The organism is Mariprofundus sp. EBB-1 (assembly GCF_003665155.1).
In the GTDB taxonomy this organism is placed as follows: domain Bacteria; phylum Pseudomonadota; class Zetaproteobacteria; order Mariprofundales; family Mariprofundaceae; genus Mariprofundus.
In genome coordinates this window covers 18,647-36,474 of record NZ_RCFQ01000029.1, presented here as the reverse complement: position 1 = coordinate 36,474, position 17,828 = coordinate 18,647, and the positions used below count along the sequence as shown (strand labels likewise).

Below are 17,828 nucleotides of genomic sequence, written 5' to 3'. Positions count from 1 at the left end.
GACTCAAGCAATTTATTCGTTGTTTTCATATTCCTATATCAGTAATGCAAATGGTAATAACTGATTCGCTGAAATAGTCCAAGAAATACAAAAATCACCCGAAAAACTGGTTCATGTGATTAGCTTATCAGATTAAAAAATGGAGGTTGTAAACCCCAAAACACCAACGACCATTGCCACAATTGCGATGATCTCTACTTTGGTCTGCATATCATCTATAAGTTCTGGTTCATTCATTTCAATAACCATATCAGCCTCCTGACGTTGATTTATGCGAAGTATGAGACCGTATAAAAGATGCCGATGTGACTTGAATCACCACGCAACAGCTCGATAAAAGAACCGTATTTACGCGAAAATGTTAGCTAAGACTGCTGATAATTCAGCTTCTCCACCTTTAAGCTGACGTTTGGAAAGGTATGCGTTTGCACCTGCTTTCGTGGCACGCTCACGTTCATCCTCTATTGCGCGTGTTGCAATAATGATGATAGGTAATGTTTCATATTTTACATCACTGCGGAGTTGTTTGATGATTGAAATGCCATCAATATCAGGCATTTCAAGGTCTGTGACTATGAGATCATAATTATTTAGAGCAACCTGCTCAAGGGCATCAGCCCCGCCCATCGCTGTATCTACCGTAAAGCCCATCTTCTCAAACATCTTTTTCTCAATGTTGAGTGCGACACTGGAGTCATCAACAAGCAAAATATGTTGATTGAATGTAGGCTTGTCATTGTTGTTGCTCTCTTGAACCACACCGACATCCGGAGCAGTGCGCCACATCTCTCTTAGGCCAATCGGCTCGATGATTAAATGCACCGTTCCGTCATTCAGGATAGTGCATCCGATCAGACCAACTGGTTTATAATGTTTTAAATATGGATCTACTTCACGAATCATGATTTCAGCAACTGCCAACACTTCATCAACAACGATCGCCAGATAACCTTCTAAATGTTCTACAACTAGAATCTGAGCTTCATCGGCTACTTCTACAGTTTTGTTACCACCTAAGGCATCGCGCAGATCAATAACAGGAACACGGTGTTCTTCAAATGTAATATATCCTTTACTAAATAGTCCTGATCCCGTTTTAATCTTCTGGCCTTTTAAGGGCATTGCCTGAACTACTAAATTGGCAATCATCGCAAAACGCTGGCTACCTATTCGGAAAAGCTTGGCTGTTTGAACAGTCAGACTTACAGGGAATGTCATGCTAAAGCGAGTCCCCTTCCCTTTTTGACTATGAATATGAATATTACCGGTTAATTCACGCATCACATCGAGGACAATGGACATGCCCATACCACGGCCAGCAAGTTCACTGACTGATTCAAATGTTGTAAAACCAGGGTGAAAAATAAGCTCAATCAATTCAGACTCATCCATATCATCAGCTTCTGATTGGTTGATGATTTTTTGGGCAACTGCTTTTTCCCTGATGATATCTACATCCATTCCATTGCCATCATCAGTAACATCAAGATGGATAATTTTACCCTCTTGCCTGGCAGATATGGTGATCTGACCATCTTCAGGTTTGCCACGACGCAGCCGCTCTTCCGGGTCTTCTATGCCATGAGCAATGGCATTATTCATTAAATGGATGAGTGGTTCAGTCAGTGATTCAGCTGCAATCTGATCCATTTCAATAGAATCACCCATGATCAATAATTTAACGGACTTCCCACTGCGCAGAGAAAGATCGCGAACAGTGCGTGGAAATACTGAAAACACACTACTTAATGGACTAAGTACTAGCCCTAACACTTGATCTCGCACCCCATCCAATGTGGAAGATGAGCTATTTTGCTGTTGATATAACGCAGCACTTAGCTGTTGAAGTTGGCGTAAATGACGATCCATATCTGTTTGCATTGAAGCCAACAATATTGAAGGGTGAACATCATTGGACATCTTTTTTTCTTTCATTTTTCGAAAATCACGGGCGAGACTTTGTAACTGTGATTCGATTGAATCCTCCCGGTAACGAATAGATGCCAACTCCAGGATTTGATTCGATAGCTGATTCAGTCGCCCACGGTCAACACGCAGGAAATTGCTTACTGTTTCACTGGATGTGCTACTCGCCTTAAAAGTAGCTTCATCAGTACGGAATTTCAGAACTGGCACGTCTTCTATTTGCGTATCCGGTTCAACTATCTCTGATACCGGTTCAGCCGACGTATCGGGCTCCGACGCGCCAACATCACTTTTATTATCAAGCGAGACTTCAATGCTTCCCATCACCGCAGCAATAAGATTCTGAGCAACTTTTGTTTTCTTTTTTCGACGCCTCTTTTTCGGTAACTTCTCACCTAATGTGGTCTGTTCAACAGTATTTGAAAGCGCATCCTTCTCAACTTGCTTTGCTTCCACTTGATGATTTACGTCTTCCGCTTTCAGTTCGTGATTGGATTTGGTGGTCGTTTTTATTGCGTCCGGATATTTATTTAACTCTTGTTTTATTTGTGCAAAGCGTATCTGTTTCAATGAGATGTCCAGACGAACCTCAGCATCCTGATATTCTATTCTGGATTGTAATGCATCGAGCAAATCCAATAGAAATTGAATCAGCGGTAAGGCATCAATATGCGCATCAATAGAAATAAGTTCCAATGCATCTTCGAAAAGATGACACAGATCTGCGATATCCTGAACACCCAACATTTGCGCCGAACCTTTGATTGTATGTACATTTCTGCGCAGCTGGATTAAACCAGCCTCATCCAGATTGCCCCCTTCAAGCAATAGAATTTTTTGATGAATCGTTAGTAAACGCCCTCTCGCTTCATCAAAAAAACCGGCCAGAAAGCCGCTCATATCAAATTTGCTCATCAATCAGTGATTAGCTCATATTTTTCAGGCTTTCTGAAGCTTCAGTCAAACGTGACGATGCTTCATGGTAAGCCTGTAATTTATCATCTGAGCTATGCAACAGCTGTGATATATGTTTCAACACATGCAAAATTTTCTTATTGCGTTCATTTTGAAGTTGAATTGCCTTCACGATCACTGCAGAGGATTGTCCATTGGTTGCAGACAAGGTTTCAATTCTATTTAACATATCTGATGTGCTCTTAATGACCTCTACATTCTTATCGAGAATCGTAATGCTTTCAGTTGTTGTTTTCTCAACACTTCCTGATGCACTGGTAACGCCTTCTATTGAAGCACGGATCTCATTTGCGTAACCACGAATCTGTTCAGCCATGCGCTGCACATCATGTGTCATAGATGATCCGCCATCGATTGATGCATTTAAGGCAAGTAAATTGGCCTCGTCTGCTACGTCCTGAATCTGCTCAATGGATTGAAGTACCTGATTGGCTTTGTCACTGATATGTTCACTATTGGCAGTCATCGTTGAAACGCTTCCACGCACCTGATTAATGACAGTAAGTGCCTCATTAATTTCTTTCACGCCACCCCTTGCAAATGAAGATATGACAGAAGAGTTTTTTTCCAGTTTAGTCGTTGCTATAGGAATTTTTGACCCTGAAATGGTGATAAATTCAAGTCCTTTAATGACTTTATCCATAAACTTGGACTGTTGCTCTGTGATACTTGCCTGCACGCGATTGGCTTCAACAATATCTCCAGCACTCTCCACAACATTGCTTGAAGCTTTAGAAACAACTTGTGCATGTGCCAATAGTTTTCTGTTAAGAAATTCCAGTAACAGAATAATCAGCACAATAAAACCAAGCAAAATATACAGCTGCATGGTTGCCTGTTTTTCACGTTCTATCTTTTTTTGTGCTAAACCAATTTCCATTGATTTGATAATGACATCCAACTTTGATTGGGCAGAAAGAACAAGGTTTTGCGCAATCATAGCAACTTGAGATGCCTGACTAAGTGGGATTTTTTCCTCGGCAACATCCTTCGCAATACTTAGTACTTCTGTCATCATCATATTCATCTGATCAATGGATTGAAGATTCTTATCTGTAAGACTGGCAATCGTTTTAATGTTTTTATATCGATCATCAAACACCTGAATGGATGTTTTTATCTTGGCAAAGTTTTTTACGTTCGGAACCATGGTAAAGTCATTGATTGGAACCATCACATCCGAAATAGAGCCTTTGAACTGCCCGACGCGGAATTGATCATCATACACGTCCAACAAAGCCCCCATGCTTGTGTTGTCCCTGATTGATGCAAAAAAGACAATGCCTATCAACATGACAAAAAGAAGTAATGACAATATAAAGTTGCGATTTGCCAATTGTTTAAGTGACACCTGATTAACAGGTTTCATTTCAGAATTTGTATTCATTCCTCCCCCCAATATTTAAATATCGAAGTGTCAAACTTGTACAGATTAAACTTCATGCAATAACGCGTTACAGTGCAGCAATTCACTTCTAACTCCCTCAACCTCGATGTGACTGATACTTTCGCCATTATTATCTGCGATGGCAAGCAAGCTATGATCCACTTGTTGAATTTTCGATACCTCATCTACCCATATACCGACATGCATCACGGCATGCCGCAAAAGTAGAAAGCGTGTATGTGGTGTAACCTTTTTGTGGCAAGGAGGCAGTGAAGTGACGCTACCTGCATCAATCACACAGACAATCTGACCATGAATATTGGCCAAACCTATCATGTGATCCGGCCCCATTGGCACGGGTGTTAATGGTTTTGGACGCAAGATCTCTTTTATTTCAGATGAACGAACAAACACTTGCTTCCCGCCTATACCGACAAGTAGCAAGTCAATGCCTTGATGTTGTTGTTTTTCAGCACCAGTCAAAACAGTGCGTTTTGCATTCGGCATTACTGCGGACCTCTACTTCTGGCAATGATATGTTCATATAGATTCAGTGTCTTTTTCACCCGCGCTTGCAGTTTTAAGGGCTCAACCGGCTTGCCGATATAGTCATCGGCACCGGCAGTAAAGCCTTTGACCTCATCATCTTCATCCTTACGCGCTGTTAACATAATAATTGGAACATCATTGAAACGCGCCTGCTCACGCATACGTCTTAGTAGTTCAATACCAGTCATGTTCGGCATTTCAAAATCAGTCAACACCAGATTGGGTTTCATACGCTGGAGTATATCCCAAGCCTGCTGACCGTCTTCGGCTTGTAAAATCTTATAACCATCAGCATCCAGTACAAACTCAACCAGATTACGAACGCTGCTGGAATCATCTACAACAAGAATTGTTTTCTGTTCCGTTGTAACGGTATCACGAGCATTGACTTCATCACGAAGACGTTGAACTTCACCATAACTCATTAACTGCTGATCAGCATTCAGGTGCTCACTAAGTTTATACCCCTCTGGCACATTTGAGGCACGAATCACCTCCTGCAAACTGGTCTGGCCAGCCAGGGCCTTGGATAAACCATCTTCAAATAAGGTGAGCATATGATCTTCACGAGCAGCCTGCATCAGTTCACGATCTGTAGCACCACGTGAAATAAGTGTGCGCATCTGATCATTCACATACAAAACCTCATGAATACCCAGGCGTCCCTTATAGCCAACATTCATACAGTGTTTGCAGCCAATTTTATCATAAAAAACAACATCTTTTGGAATATCCAGTCGCGCAATAAAATCGGGGTCAGGCGTAACTTCCTTGCGGCATTTCGGGCATAATCGACGCACCAAACGCTGTGCAACCACGAGATTCAGCGATGATGCCAACATGGTTGGTTCTATCCCCATATCCAGTAACCTTGTAATGGTCGAAGGTGCATCATTGGTATGCAGGGTAGAAAGCACCAAATGCCCTGTTTGAGCAGCGTGTAGCGCAATTTCTGCTGTTTCTTCATCTCGAATTTCACCAACCATCACGACATCCGGATCCTGACGCAAAATAGAACGTAGTGCGGTAGCAAAGGTCATCCCGGTTTTCGGGTTTACCAATACCTGATTAATGCCATCAATCTGAAACTCTACAGGATCTTCAATGGTGATTAGATTCATCTCCTCATTTTTAATGTGATGGAGAAAGGAATATAAGGTCGTTGTTTTACCACTACCGGTAGGGCCAGTAACCAAGACGGCACCCGTTGACTGATTGATACATTCACGAATACGTTTGTAAGCAACTTCTTCAAAGCACAACACATCCAGATCAAGTGCCAGGCCACCCTTATCCAGAATACGTATAACAACTTTTTCTCCATGCAATGCTGGCAATGTAGAAATACGCATGTCATAGCTCTTGCCCCATAATTTCACACGTGCCCGGCCATCTTGAGGCGTTCGTGAATTGGAGATATCCATTTTGGACATGATTTTGATTCTGGAAGTCACCAGAGGATGCACTTTAGAAGGGAAACGAATCATCGGTCTTAATCGTCCATCTACGCGCAAACGTACAACACTTTGCTTTTCACCCGGTTCAATATGGATATCAGATGAACCAATTTTCATGGCTTGGATGATAACGCCATTCACCAATTTAATGATCGGTGAATCCTCTGCCCCACGCTTGAGTTCATCCAGACTCGACGTTTCCTGAATGGTGGACATCTCTTGTGTTAAAGCATGTTCATCTTCGAAATCATCTACCACCGAATCAAATGCAGCATCGGAATCCTGATAAAGTTCTCGAATTTTACTATGGATCAAATCAGGACGAGTAAACCTAGTTACGATACGCTTGCCCAATTTAAAGCCCAGCGCATCAAGCATATTAATATCAAGCGGATCGGCAGTTGCGATTACAACATCAGTATCATTTTGCTTTAGCGGAACAAATTCATAATCCCGACATAGCTTATCTGAACACATATCCAACAATGCTTGATCAACATTACAGTTGCGCAGTTCGACATATGGCGTTTTGTATATTTTTGACAATGTGCTCAACAGAACATCAGCATCCACATCATTCATTTCAAGCAATACGCCAAGAATTCTTCTCTTCTCACTTTTGGCCAGATCTTCAGCCTTGCTCAACTGAGCCTCAGTCACCACACCTGATTGGATCAACTGCAATTGATGCTTTAAGTGCATATCGCCTCATACTCGTTTATTTATTTCACAAGCCGCCTTATGTTCATTCAAACAGAACATGAAATGGTTTGTGATACCATGCTGAAACTATACTGTCTTTTAGAGGAATGCGTTACAACAAAAAAACCGTTGCTAGCAACGAGAAAGTGATACGGTGATGCAGGAGTTAATCGCCAGTACTTACATTGGCATAAAATGCTGTGCCACTAGCTTCATCTTCATGCAGTTCAACCCAGGCTTCAACACCCTGGTCGGTATCTGGTAGGCCGGCCATAGGAATAATAGCCGTAATATTTTCATTCAGAGAATCAAGGATTTTACACAAGCCTCCGAGTTCAAATGACAAATTATCTGGTTCACTGTTTTCTAAAAAGGATAGGCTACAAGATATACCAATATCATTCAGACCTTCCGAAGACTCACGTAATACATCCTGCTGTAGACTGATCACGTCCCCATGAACGGAATCCTTGGTATGAGAAAGTAGCAACACCTGAGCACCATCCATCACAGCAATAAAATCACTAAATTTTCCCATCACAATGGGATCAAATTCAAAATCATCATCTACTTTCTGAAATACTGCGAAATTAATATTTCTAATTTCACCAGCCATTGACATCAATGGCGAGGCAATCATCAGAGAAAGTAATATAATCGCCCTTATTTTAAATCGAGCGAATCGCATAGATAGCATCCTCCATCATCTGCTGAATTTTACTATCCATTGCTCGACGCATGCGATCAACGTCCTTTTTTTGTAAGCCTGCTTTCTCAAGCTCATCAAAATCTTTCATACTTCCCATTGCATCACGCAATTTTTTGATGATAAGTGTCACACGTTTCATACCAGTATCGGCATCAGCTGCACCAGCAGCTTGAGCCTGTTGATAGCCAAATGAAGTCGTAGAAATTGACAGTGGTGCATAAAACGCAAAGGCCATAGCAAGTGTACATGCCAACATATATTTTTTCATGGTTCGTTCCCCCGACCAACTTATATCGGGCTATATGAACAATAAAGCCAACTCATGTCAAGATGAAGATTGAATATTGAAAAACAATTTTAACAGTTATATAAGGCATTTAGAAGACTAGTTTAGATATATACATGAGCATTATATATAATGCCTTTAGATATCACTCAGGTTAGGGTTTGCGTGTGACTTCTTACCTTCTCAAGCGCCTTGCTGGCATGATCCCACTGTTATTCGGTATTACCATCATATCTTTTGGCATGATGCACTTAGCTCCTGGTGAACCGAGTGTTGTGGGACAGGAATTTAACCCCAAAGTGTCTTCACAGGATATTGAGCGATTGCGCTCCTATTACGGCCTGGATAAACCACTATATGAACAGTACTGGAACTGGTTAGGGCGACTGGCGGTGTTGGATTTTGGGCAATCGTTTTCAGCGGACGGTCGTGCAGTTATAGATAAAATCACAGAAAGATTGCCTGTCACTTTATGGATTAATGTGTTGGCCATGTTGATTATCATCATCATAGCCATACCTATTGGTGTCGCCAGTGCTGTAAAACGCGATTCATGGTTTGATAAAGGTATGACCATTTTTGTTTTTATCGGGTTTGCAATACCCTCCTTCTGGCTTGGTCTGTTACTTATGATTGGTCTGGGAGTGAATCTAAACTGGTTACCCATTTCTGGTTTGCATGACTATAGCTGGCAACAAATGGGCTTCTGGCAGCAACAAATGGATATGCTCAAACATTTGATTCTTCCCGTATTTGTATCAGCCATTGGAGGGCTTGCCGGCATGAGTCGCTTTATGCGTACCGGCATGCTGGATGTGATCCGCTCTGATTATATCACAACAGCCCGTGCCATGGGGGTACCTGAATCAAAAATACGTTATCAATTGGCTCTTAAAAATGCTGTATTGCCAATCATTACCCTACTCGGCCTCTCCATTCCCGGGCTTATTGGCGGCTCCGTAATCGTTGAGCAGTTATTCTCTCTGCCCGGCATGGGTCTGTTATTCTTTGAATCTGTGCTATCAAGGGACTATCCGCTAGTCATGGGGATCACGGTGATTGGCGCTGTATTGACACTATTTGGCAATCTTATCGCTGATTTATCCTATGCATGGGTTGACCCTCGCATGCGTAACAGGGGTAAATAATGTCTGCTTTTATGCATCGATTTCCTCTCATGATTATTGGAGGCTCTGTAGTCATCGGCATTGCTTTATTGGCAATACTCGCGCCATGGATTGCACCCTATGACCCTAATAATATTGATGTCAGCGTAATTTTGATGCCACCATCATGGCAGCACTGGTGTGGCACAGACACTTTAGGCCGGGATATTTTTTCCCGCATGCTTTATGGAGCCAGAGTTTCGCTGGCTGTGGGTTTTGTTGCCGTTGGTATTTCACTTATTCTAGGGCTTATATTGGGTGCTGTGGCTGGTTTTTTCGGTGGACGTATCGATGCTATGTTGATGCGTATGACCGATATGGTGCTCTGTTTCCCTACATTCTTTATTATTCTAGCGGTGATTGCCTTTCTCGACCCATCAATCTGGAATATCATGATTGTCATTGGTTTAACCTCCTGGATGGGCATTGCACGATTGGTCAGAGCTGAGTTCTTAAGTCTTGCGCAGCGTGAGTTTGTGCTCTCAGCGCAAAGTCTTGGGGTCTCACCTATTCGATTGATGTGGCGCTATCTCTTGCCCAATGCCATGGGGCCAGTGCTTGTGTCGGCAATTCTCGGCATTGCAGGTGCGGTTCTACTGGAATCAGGCTTATCATTCCTGGGCCTGGGTGTGCAACCACCTGATGCATCTTGGGGCAATATTTTAACCGAAGGAAAAGATAATATTCAAATTGCCTGGTGGTTATCCGCCTTTCCGGGTATGGCAATTCTGATCACCGTTCTTGGTTATAATCTGCTTGGAGAAGGTCTGCGGGACTACTTCGATCCAAAGCTAAACCAGTAATGGCATTAGATTCATATTATATGAATAAAGCCATGCAAGCGGCCGAAAAAGCAGCTGCAATTGGTGAAGTACCTGTTGGTGCACTACTGCTATTTCCCGATGGTTCTGAGTTTATCGAACACAATGCCCCCATCTCCACACATGACACATCTGCACATGCTGAAATGCGTGTGATCCGCAGCGCCTGTAAAGCTTTACAAAACTATCGGCTAGCTGGCAGCACGCTGTATGTCACGCTGGAGCCATGCAGCATGTGTGCCGGTGCGATCATTCACGCGCGCATTGCCCGTGTTGTATATGCTGCTACCGACGCTAAAACAGGAGCGGTTGAATCTCTTTATCAACTGCTGTCAGATCCGCGCTTAAATCATCAACCCGAAATCAGTAGTGGTATCATGGCTGAGGAGTCTGCCGCCCTGCTAAAACAGTTTTTCAGAGCCAGACGCAAAGCCAGTAAACAGCAAAGTAGGTTGTAAGCGACTCCACCTCCATTCAATAACACTGCCACACCATTCAATAGGCTTTTTATTGCGAGGAATTGGTGGCTAATCTCCTCAATAACCCTTTAATCAAAACCCCATTAACTTTTAACCACGAATTTACACGAATGTCTGTACTCCTCCCGGACACGGCTGCGGTGAACCTGCATTAGTGCATCTCTCTATCCATTTCACCACTGCGTAATTTCGTCATATAGGCTTTAAGGGCGTCAGCCACTTTATCTTGCAATAGATACAGAGCCAGGAAGTTAGGAAATGCCATCGACAACAGTAACAGATCAGAAAAATCCAGAATATTGTTTGCACTGACTAACGATGCCAGCACAATGAACATTAGAAACATAATACGATACAGCATCGAGAACTTTTCACCGAATACATACGTCCAGCATCGTTCTCCATAATAGGACCATGAAATCATCGTACTGTAAGCGAACAATACCACTGATATAGAAAGAATAATTGGGAACCAGGAGATCACTGATCCAAAAGCCACTGCCGTTAACGCAGCACCTTTACTTGCTTCAACCAGTGCATGGTGTTCCGGCGCATTATAGACCCCTGTTAAAATAATCACCAAAGCTGTCATGGTGCAGATAATGACCGTATCAATAAACGGTTCATACAGGGCAACAAAACCCTGCCGTACAGGGTATTTTACTGCTGCAGCGGAATGAGCAATAGCAGCTGAACCAATACCTGCTTCACTGGAGAAGGCTGCCCGCTTAAAGCCCTGCACCAACACACCGATCAATCCACCAGCCACTGCAGTTGGAGCAAATGCTTCCGTCACGATCAGGGATAATGCATCGGGTATATCTGATGCATGTGAAAAAATAATCCACAAACAAGCCGTTAGATAAATAAATACCATAGTAGGTACAATTGCTTCTGCGGCATGTGCTATACGCTTAATGCCTCCGATGATCACCAGCCCCACTGCTCCAGCCATCAACACACCAAAGACCCAGGGAAAGTCATGGAAGAAGCTCAACTCATTCTGAACAGCGCCCAGGGCTTGTGACACCTGAAATGCATTACCACCACCAAAAGAAGCACCCACACACAAGATTGCAAATAATATTGCCAGCGACTTACCCGTACCGGCCATGCCTTTTTCAGCAAAGCCACGAGACAGATATTGCATCGCGCCACCCATGACCCGGCCATCAGGCCTGAACTCACGATACATTTGAGCCAATGTGACTTCGGTGAATTTGGCTGTCATGCTAAAAAAGCCTGCCACAATCATCCAGAAGGTAGCGCCAGGGCCACCGACACTTATTGCAATCGCCACACCAGCAATATTTCCTAAACCTACGGTCGCGGATAAGGCCGTGGTTAAAGCCTGAAAAGGTGTTACTTCACCCTTATCTTCAGACGAATGATATTTGCCACGAATCACCTGAAACGCATGGCCCATCATACGCACATTAATAAAACCAAAACGGCAGGTCAGATAGACCGCGCCAACGATCAACCAGGCCACAATAAACGGCATATTACCCTCACCGGGCATCACATCAAAAAAGATTACGGTGGCTAAATAATTATTCATCACGCCAAAAAATGCATCAATACCCGGAGAGCTATCCGGCTGCGCAAAAGCCAGTGTTGTGGGCAGTAGTAACAACAGCAATCCGAGCACACTCATTGATTTTCTCATTTTCCCTCCACAATTACAGCTAAATCCTTACTGGAATGACTTAGCTAATAAGATTACCGTTAATATTTCCGAAGACAGGGTAAAAGCGCATAGCTTACTGCTGTAAGAAAGCACTTTTGCCCCCCTCTCCGGGAAAATCAATAGCATGCCGAACAGCTAAGTTTCGCTGTCTTCAAAAAACCAGCGCACTTCTGACAGATCATCTCTGATCGGTGCTGCAGGTAAATTGCGTGCAACTTCCGGCCCGTATGCTTTACCATACAAACGCGAATCCAATAGCGCCATCACCCCGCGATCTTCCATAGAGCGAATCAAACGACCTGTTCCCTGTCGCAGCACTGCAATGGCTTCGGGTAGCTGGATATCACTAAAGCCCCGCCCTCCTGCTTCTTCACACTTCTTAATGCGGGCCTTCAATAGCGGATCATTAGGTGGCGTAAACGGCATTTTATCAATAATCACCAGACTCAGCGCTTCACCGGGCACATCCACACCTTCCCAGAAACTACGGGTGCCGCACAATATAGAATGGGTATCCTCACGGAACGTTTCGAGAATAGCATCGCGGCTGCCACTCTCACCCTGCACCAATACATTCCAAGACAAACGATTACGCAATTCAGGCCCAACCCGATTTAACATCTTCCAGGATGTGAACAGTACAAAGGCGCGCCCGTGCGAGGCACGGATTAAGGTTTCAATCTCATTGATCATCGCCTCAATGCCAGCTTCTGAAAATGGGTCCGGCATATGGCGTGGCAAATATATCATCGCCTGTTTGGCATAATCGAATGGGGATGGATGAAACACTTCCACCACATCCTGTAAACCCAGCCGGTCTTTGGCATAATCAAAGCGTCCGGACACACGCAATGTGGCCGATGATAATATAAAAGCAGCTTTTCTATCCCATAGATGCTCACGTAAAACGGGCCCGGTCTCAACCGGTGCTACCGTATGCTTACGCATATCCCCTTCACCATCGCTCCAACCGACATAACCATCGGCAGGTTGCATGACCATATCAATTTCTTTGGCAATTTGATCGGCCCGGTCAGCCAATTTGGCAAAATCTTCGCTACGTTCGCGGCGTGATTCTGCCAATACAAGCATATCAGCCCAGGCATGTTCCAGTTCATCCAGGGGTGTTTTCAGGTAAGCATCCAGTACTGTTTTGCCATCTGCTGTCACATCTTTCTTCAACGCTGGTTCATCACCCACCTGATCAAGCAATGCCTGCATATCATTCAGCCACTGGATAAATTTCATGCGTGTGAGCTGCACCCCAAAATGCTGGCAGGCTAACTCAGGCAGAGCATGGGCTTCATCCAGAACATAGGCATCGAAATCAGGCAACAATTCACCGAATTCACCCGCTTTAAGCGAAGCATCTGCGAGTAACAGACTATGATTGGTCACCACAATATCTGCAGATTGTGCTTTTTGCCGGGCTTTCATGAGTGGGCAATGTTCAAAATCACCACATTGAGAGCCCAAACACTGATCACCGGTTGCGGTCACCATATGCCCTATTCCCTTAGCAAACACATCGAAGGGTAAGGCTGCCAGATCACCGTCTTTACTCTTTTCTGACCATTCCAGCACAGCCAACATCGACTTTTTAGCCCATATCTCCAATTGTGGAGTGGCGATAAAACGGCTCATGCGTTGCGGACACAGGTAATTACTGCGTCCTTTTAACAGAGCTACTCGTCGCTTGGCACCGAGTACCTTTTGTACTGTCGGCAAGTCACGATGTACCAATTGATCCTGAAGCGCCCGGGTGTGGGTGGAAATGAGGATTTTTTTTGTAGAACGTAGCGCTGGAATCAAATAGGCCAGCGTTTTACCAGTACCTGTTTCTGCTTCTGCCAATAACACATCGCCCGCATCAAATGCAGTGGCAATCTCTTCTGACAATTGAATTTGCTCATCTCTACGCGAATAACCAGGTAGATCCGTTGCTAATGGAGAATCTTCTGCAAAATCTCGTCGAACCTGTTCAACAAGCTTAATCATTGATGGGTAAAGGATGCAGGCAGGCACAATCATGCCCTCCGCTCTGACGACGCAGTTTCCCATCAAAGCTGGCACACGCTTCAGTGGCAAATGGACACCGGGGTTGATACGCGCAACCAGAGTCAGCAGTGGCCTCAGTAGTCTCATTAGCATCAACTGCTATGGAATGCCGTTCCTTTGGGTGTGCAATCGGGCGCGCAGCCAACAAGGCGCGTGTATAGGGGTGCTGTGCTTGTGCAAATAGCTCAGCGGCAGTGCCTTGTTCAACGATACGACCGGCAAACATCACCGCGACACGATCTGAAATATGGCGCACTACAGACAGATCATGCGAAATAAACAGATATGCCAATCCTTTCACACGCTGAATATCTTTTAACAGATTAAGAATCTGAGCTTGAACAGATACATCCAGAGCTGATACCGGCTCATCCAACACCAACACCTTGGGTTCAACAATCAGCGCACGCGCAATACCGATGCGTTGACGCTGACCACCTGAGAATTGATGTGGATATCTATCCATACCAGATGCATCCAGACCACACAGTAGTAATGTGTCTGCAACCTTCTGACGGCGTTGTTGTTGTGAAAGTGAGGGCTGATGCACGCGCAGACCTTCAGCCACGGTTTGCCAGATCTTCATGCGTGGATTCAGGCTGGCAAAGGGATCCTGAAAAACCATCTGAATATGGCTGCGGCGCTGCCTGAGCGCCTTACCTGAGAGTGAAGATACATCATCATCGCCCCATAGCACATTGCCTGAATCGCTTGCCAACAAACGCATTGCTAAGCGTGCTGTGGTAGATTTACCACTGCCGGATTCACCAACAATTGCCAGTGTTTCGCCAGTTTTCAGTTGAAAGGATACATCATTGACTGCCCACTTGGCCTTACCAATAGCACGAAACATACCGCCGGCTGCAAAGGTTTTATTCAGCCCGTTCACTTCTAGTACGTTCATGTGCTCAACCCTTTATCGCAGTATTGACATGCAGACAGCGTGCAATGTGCTGATTTTGTTGCCAGACATTTGCTGCCAATGGAGCCTTTTTACAATCGTCCTGTGCCAGCGGGCAGCGGTCTGCAAAGTGGCAACCTTGTGGCCATTGACCGGGTTGCGGTACCTGCCCGCCAATGACAGGCAGTGCATGCCCTGCTTCGGACACTTCAGGTCTGCATCCCATTAATGCACGCGTATAAGGATGGGCAGGCTGATCAAATATTTCGCTAACCGGACCTGATTCGACAATTTGCCCTGCATACATCACAGCCACATCATCACACATTTCAGCGACCAGACCGAAATCGTGTGTCACTAACAACAAACCAAGATTACGTTTTCGCTGTAAATTCAATAACAGTGCTATAATGCGTTTTTGCACCGATACATCGAGTGCCGTAGTCGGTTCATCAGCAATGATATAATCAGGATCTGCCGCCATCGCCATGGCAATAAGTACGCGCTGGCGCATACCCCCGGACAGCGCATCAGGATATTGCGCCAGCACTTGCTGAGCATCTTCCATACCGACATCCGTTAACAATGCTACGGCGCGTGCAGAGGCTTGCTTTAAATCCATATCCAAGTGCAGACGAATGACTTCTATAATCTGGCTGCCAATGGAGAATACCGGATTAAGAGCTGTCATGGGCTCTTGAAACACCATGGCAATTCGACCTCCGCGCATGCGACGCAATGTCTCATCACTCATCTCAAACAGGCTATCCCGATCAAGTAGAATATCACCATGACTTTTTCTGACGCCCTGGTGTTCACCCAAGCGCAAAATAGATTGTGCTGTTAGCGACTTACCGCAACCTGATTCACCGACCAGCCCTAGCACCCGACCTGATTCTAACTGGAGAGAGACCGAAGAAACCGCCTCGACAGAGTTTCCTTGTATGGTAACAGATAATGATAAATCACGAATTTCAAGCATGGCGGAAGTGTGACGCAAGCGCGCTACTGTTGCCACAACCTTTATGTATGTCATTGATGCATAGAAACAAGCGGTTCATATATACGAAATATTCTCGACACACTATTATTTGAACACTCTGGTACCGCACACATACAGATGATGCACTCAGTTGCTGCGCCCTATGATGGTGTCGTTTTTTTCACCGCTGTAAAAGTGTTCAAGCTCCAGCGATCTCTCAGAGTGAATCTGATTCCCTGATTGTTGCAACCAGCGACTAGCTTCTTTCTTACTTCTGCTGACGCCGCGCCCATTCAAATACATTACACCGAGATTGTGTTGGGCCTGCGCATGCCCTTGATGTGCTGCAGCTTTCCACCACTTCACAGCTTTTACCTCATTTTTATACCTGTCATTACTGGCAAAAATCAAACCCAATGCGTATTGGGCATCAGCTAAACCCTGGTTGGCAGCCTTTTTGAACCAACGAACTGCAGCTTTCTCATTCTTTGTATTGCTACGATCCTTATACAGCATCAGAGCCAAGGATAATTGCGCCTCATCCAACCCCTGCTTTGCTGCTTTCATCAATAAGGATTTAGCCTGAGAATCATTTTTAACAACGCCTCTCCCTTCATGATACATCAAGCCAAGTATAAACTGATCATGCGCCTTACCCTGCTTAACTGCCAATGTATATTGTTGAAATATGCTAATATCCGATTGAGCTGCGTGCTTTTCTTCCATCTTTTTTGGCAATGGAATGGAATGCAACATCAATTTAGGCGCTGTTTGTTCAGCTTTAACCTCAGGTTCAGACTTGGTTGGGGCAACCTCTAATGAGGGTGTTGCTAACATTGTGAGTTTTTGAACCCACAGCTTTGACGTTGAAAACAGAGAAGATAGGCTGATCGATAATGGATCGTCACTCTGCTGTACTGCATGAACCGATGGCTTGACCCGGGTATTACTTTTGAGCACTGAAGATTCTTTCTGCTCCGGAGATGGCATTGCCACGGCAGTAGATTCATCAAAAGGTTTCTCGTTGGGTTCGGTATGGGCAACAATCTTACGCTCTTGTTCCACCGCAGATACTGTATTCGAAACCGACGCTTCTTGAGTGATATCACCTTGATCTAGCTGTATAACAGGCTGATTATTAGAAAGCAATAAAGGTCGCTTCATTTGCCCGGATGCAGATAGTTTATTCAAGCGTTTTTGAAATGGTTCAGCATGTGCGGCAATAGCATATTTTTTATGGAACTTGACCATGAGTTGTAATGCCTGGCGATGATTTGGACTAATCTCCAATGCGCTCTTTAAATAAGGCTCAGCTTTGATCGATCCATTTTTCATATAATGCTGAGCTAGCTTTATATGCCATAGTACATTTTGGGGTTCTAATGTTAACAGGCGCTGATATGTAGCAAATACGTTATCATTTAATTTCTCTGCGACCCGTGCCCAGCCTTTTAACGCCAATAGATGTTTTCTATCTACAAGCAAGACCATCTTATAACGTTTTTTTGCTAAACGCAGTTCACCACGCTCTTCTGCCACCTTACCAAGTAAATAACGTGCATGCACATCATTAAATTGCTTTTTGACCACCTTTAAGAGAAAGACTTCCGCCTGACCCCAATCCTGCTTATCGATGCTTATTTGAGCAGCATCCATATAGCTGATCGTATTAGCATTCTCTGCAAAAGCCAGATGGGTCCACAAAAAAAGGGCCATGAAAGCTGTAACTATCTTCATCAA

General features: G+C 44.4%; 14 protein-coding genes. 3 read left to right on the top strand and 11 right to left on the bottom strand.

The features are described 5' to 3' along the window. Positions 1-348 precede the first annotated feature (348 nt). From D8Y20_RS11035 to D8Y20_RS11010, 6 genes are all read right to left on the bottom strand, one after another. Entirely contained in the window at positions 349-2,841 is a 2,493-nt protein-coding gene (locus D8Y20_RS11035; RefSeq protein ID WP_121543698.1) for a response regulator, read from the bottom strand. Positions 2,842-2,851: 10 nt separating this feature from the next. Continuing rightward, a complete protein-coding gene (locus D8Y20_RS11030; protein WP_121543696.1) occupies positions 2,852-4,288 on the bottom strand; it encodes a methyl-accepting chemotaxis protein in 1,437 nt (478 codons plus the stop codon). A gap of 45 nt (positions 4,289-4,333) precedes the next feature. Beyond that, complete coding sequence (locus D8Y20_RS11025) at positions 4,334-4,795, bottom strand: chemotaxis protein CheW (RefSeq protein WP_236075409.1); 462 nt, start codon at positions 4,793-4,795, stop codon at positions 4,334-4,336. Next, positions 4,795-6,996, bottom strand: a complete 2,202-nt coding sequence (locus D8Y20_RS11020) for an ATPase, T2SS/T4P/T4SS family (protein ID WP_121543694.1) — start codon at positions 6,994-6,996, stop codon at positions 4,795-4,797. The genes D8Y20_RS11025 and D8Y20_RS11020 overlap by 1 nt, the downstream gene beginning before the upstream one ends. 166 nt (positions 6,997-7,162) lie before the next feature. Beyond that, positions 7,163-7,684 carry a hypothetical protein gene (locus D8Y20_RS11015; protein ID WP_121543692.1) on the bottom strand — a complete coding sequence of 174 codons (522 nt, stop codon included), beginning with the start codon at positions 7,682-7,684 and terminating at the stop codon, positions 7,163-7,165. Continuing rightward, positions 7,665-7,973 carry a hypothetical protein gene (locus tag D8Y20_RS11010; RefSeq protein WP_236075408.1) on the bottom strand — a complete coding sequence of 103 codons (309 nt, stop codon included), beginning with the start codon at positions 7,971-7,973 and terminating at the stop codon, positions 7,665-7,667. Before D8Y20_RS11010 ends, D8Y20_RS11015 begins: the two co-directional genes overlap by 20 nt. Positions 7,974-8,158: 185 nt before the next feature. Between D8Y20_RS11010 and D8Y20_RS11005 the strand changes: the two genes are divergently transcribed. The 3 genes from D8Y20_RS11005 to tadA are packed head-to-tail and all read left to right on the top strand — an operon-like array spanning position 8,159 to position 10,436. Beyond that, on the top strand, positions 8,159-9,139 hold the full coding sequence (locus D8Y20_RS11005; RefSeq protein WP_121543708.1) for an ABC transporter permease: 981 nt from the start codon (positions 8,159-8,161) through the stop codon (positions 9,137-9,139). Beyond that, positions 9,139-9,960 carry an ABC transporter permease gene (locus D8Y20_RS11000; protein WP_121543690.1) on the top strand — a complete coding sequence of 274 codons (822 nt, stop codon included), beginning with the start codon at positions 9,139-9,141 and terminating at the stop codon, positions 9,958-9,960. The genes D8Y20_RS11005 and D8Y20_RS11000 overlap by 1 nt, the downstream gene beginning before the upstream one ends. Further along, the gene (gene tadA / locus D8Y20_RS10995; RefSeq protein WP_121543688.1) at positions 9,960-10,436 is read left to right on the top strand and encodes a tRNA adenosine(34) deaminase TadA; all 477 of its coding nucleotides are present in this window, start codon (positions 9,960-9,962) and stop codon (positions 10,434-10,436) included. The genes D8Y20_RS11000 and tadA overlap by 1 nt, the downstream gene beginning before the upstream one ends. A gap of 172 nt (positions 10,437-10,608) precedes the next feature. On the opposite strand, the gene D8Y20_RS10990 is transcribed toward tadA, so the two are convergent. The 5 genes from D8Y20_RS10990 to D8Y20_RS10970 form a co-directional block, all read right to left on the bottom strand. Next, positions 10,609-12,126, bottom strand: coding sequence for a sodium:alanine symporter family protein (locus tag D8Y20_RS10990; RefSeq protein WP_121543686.1), 1,518 nt, complete (start codon positions 12,124-12,126; stop codon positions 10,609-10,611). Positions 12,127-12,282: 156 nt separating this feature from the next. Next, on the bottom strand, positions 12,283-14,145 hold the full coding sequence (locus D8Y20_RS10985) for an ATP-dependent DNA helicase (RefSeq protein ID WP_121543706.1): 1,863 nt from the start codon (positions 14,143-14,145) through the stop codon (positions 12,283-12,285). Further along, on the bottom strand, positions 14,138-15,109 hold the full coding sequence (locus D8Y20_RS10980) for an ABC transporter ATP-binding protein (protein WP_121543684.1): 972 nt from the start codon (positions 15,107-15,109) through the stop codon (positions 14,138-14,140). The genes D8Y20_RS10985 and D8Y20_RS10980 overlap by 8 nt, the downstream gene beginning before the upstream one ends. A 4-nt stretch (positions 15,110-15,113) precedes the next feature. Beyond that, entirely contained in the window at positions 15,114-16,088 is a 975-nt protein-coding gene (locus D8Y20_RS10975) for an ABC transporter ATP-binding protein (protein WP_121543682.1), read from the bottom strand. A 147-nt stretch (positions 16,089-16,235) separates the two neighbouring features. Next, entirely contained in the window at positions 16,236-17,825 is a 1,590-nt protein-coding gene (locus tag D8Y20_RS10970) for a tetratricopeptide repeat protein (protein ID WP_121543680.1), read from the bottom strand. Positions 17,826-17,828 lie beyond the last annotated feature (3 nt).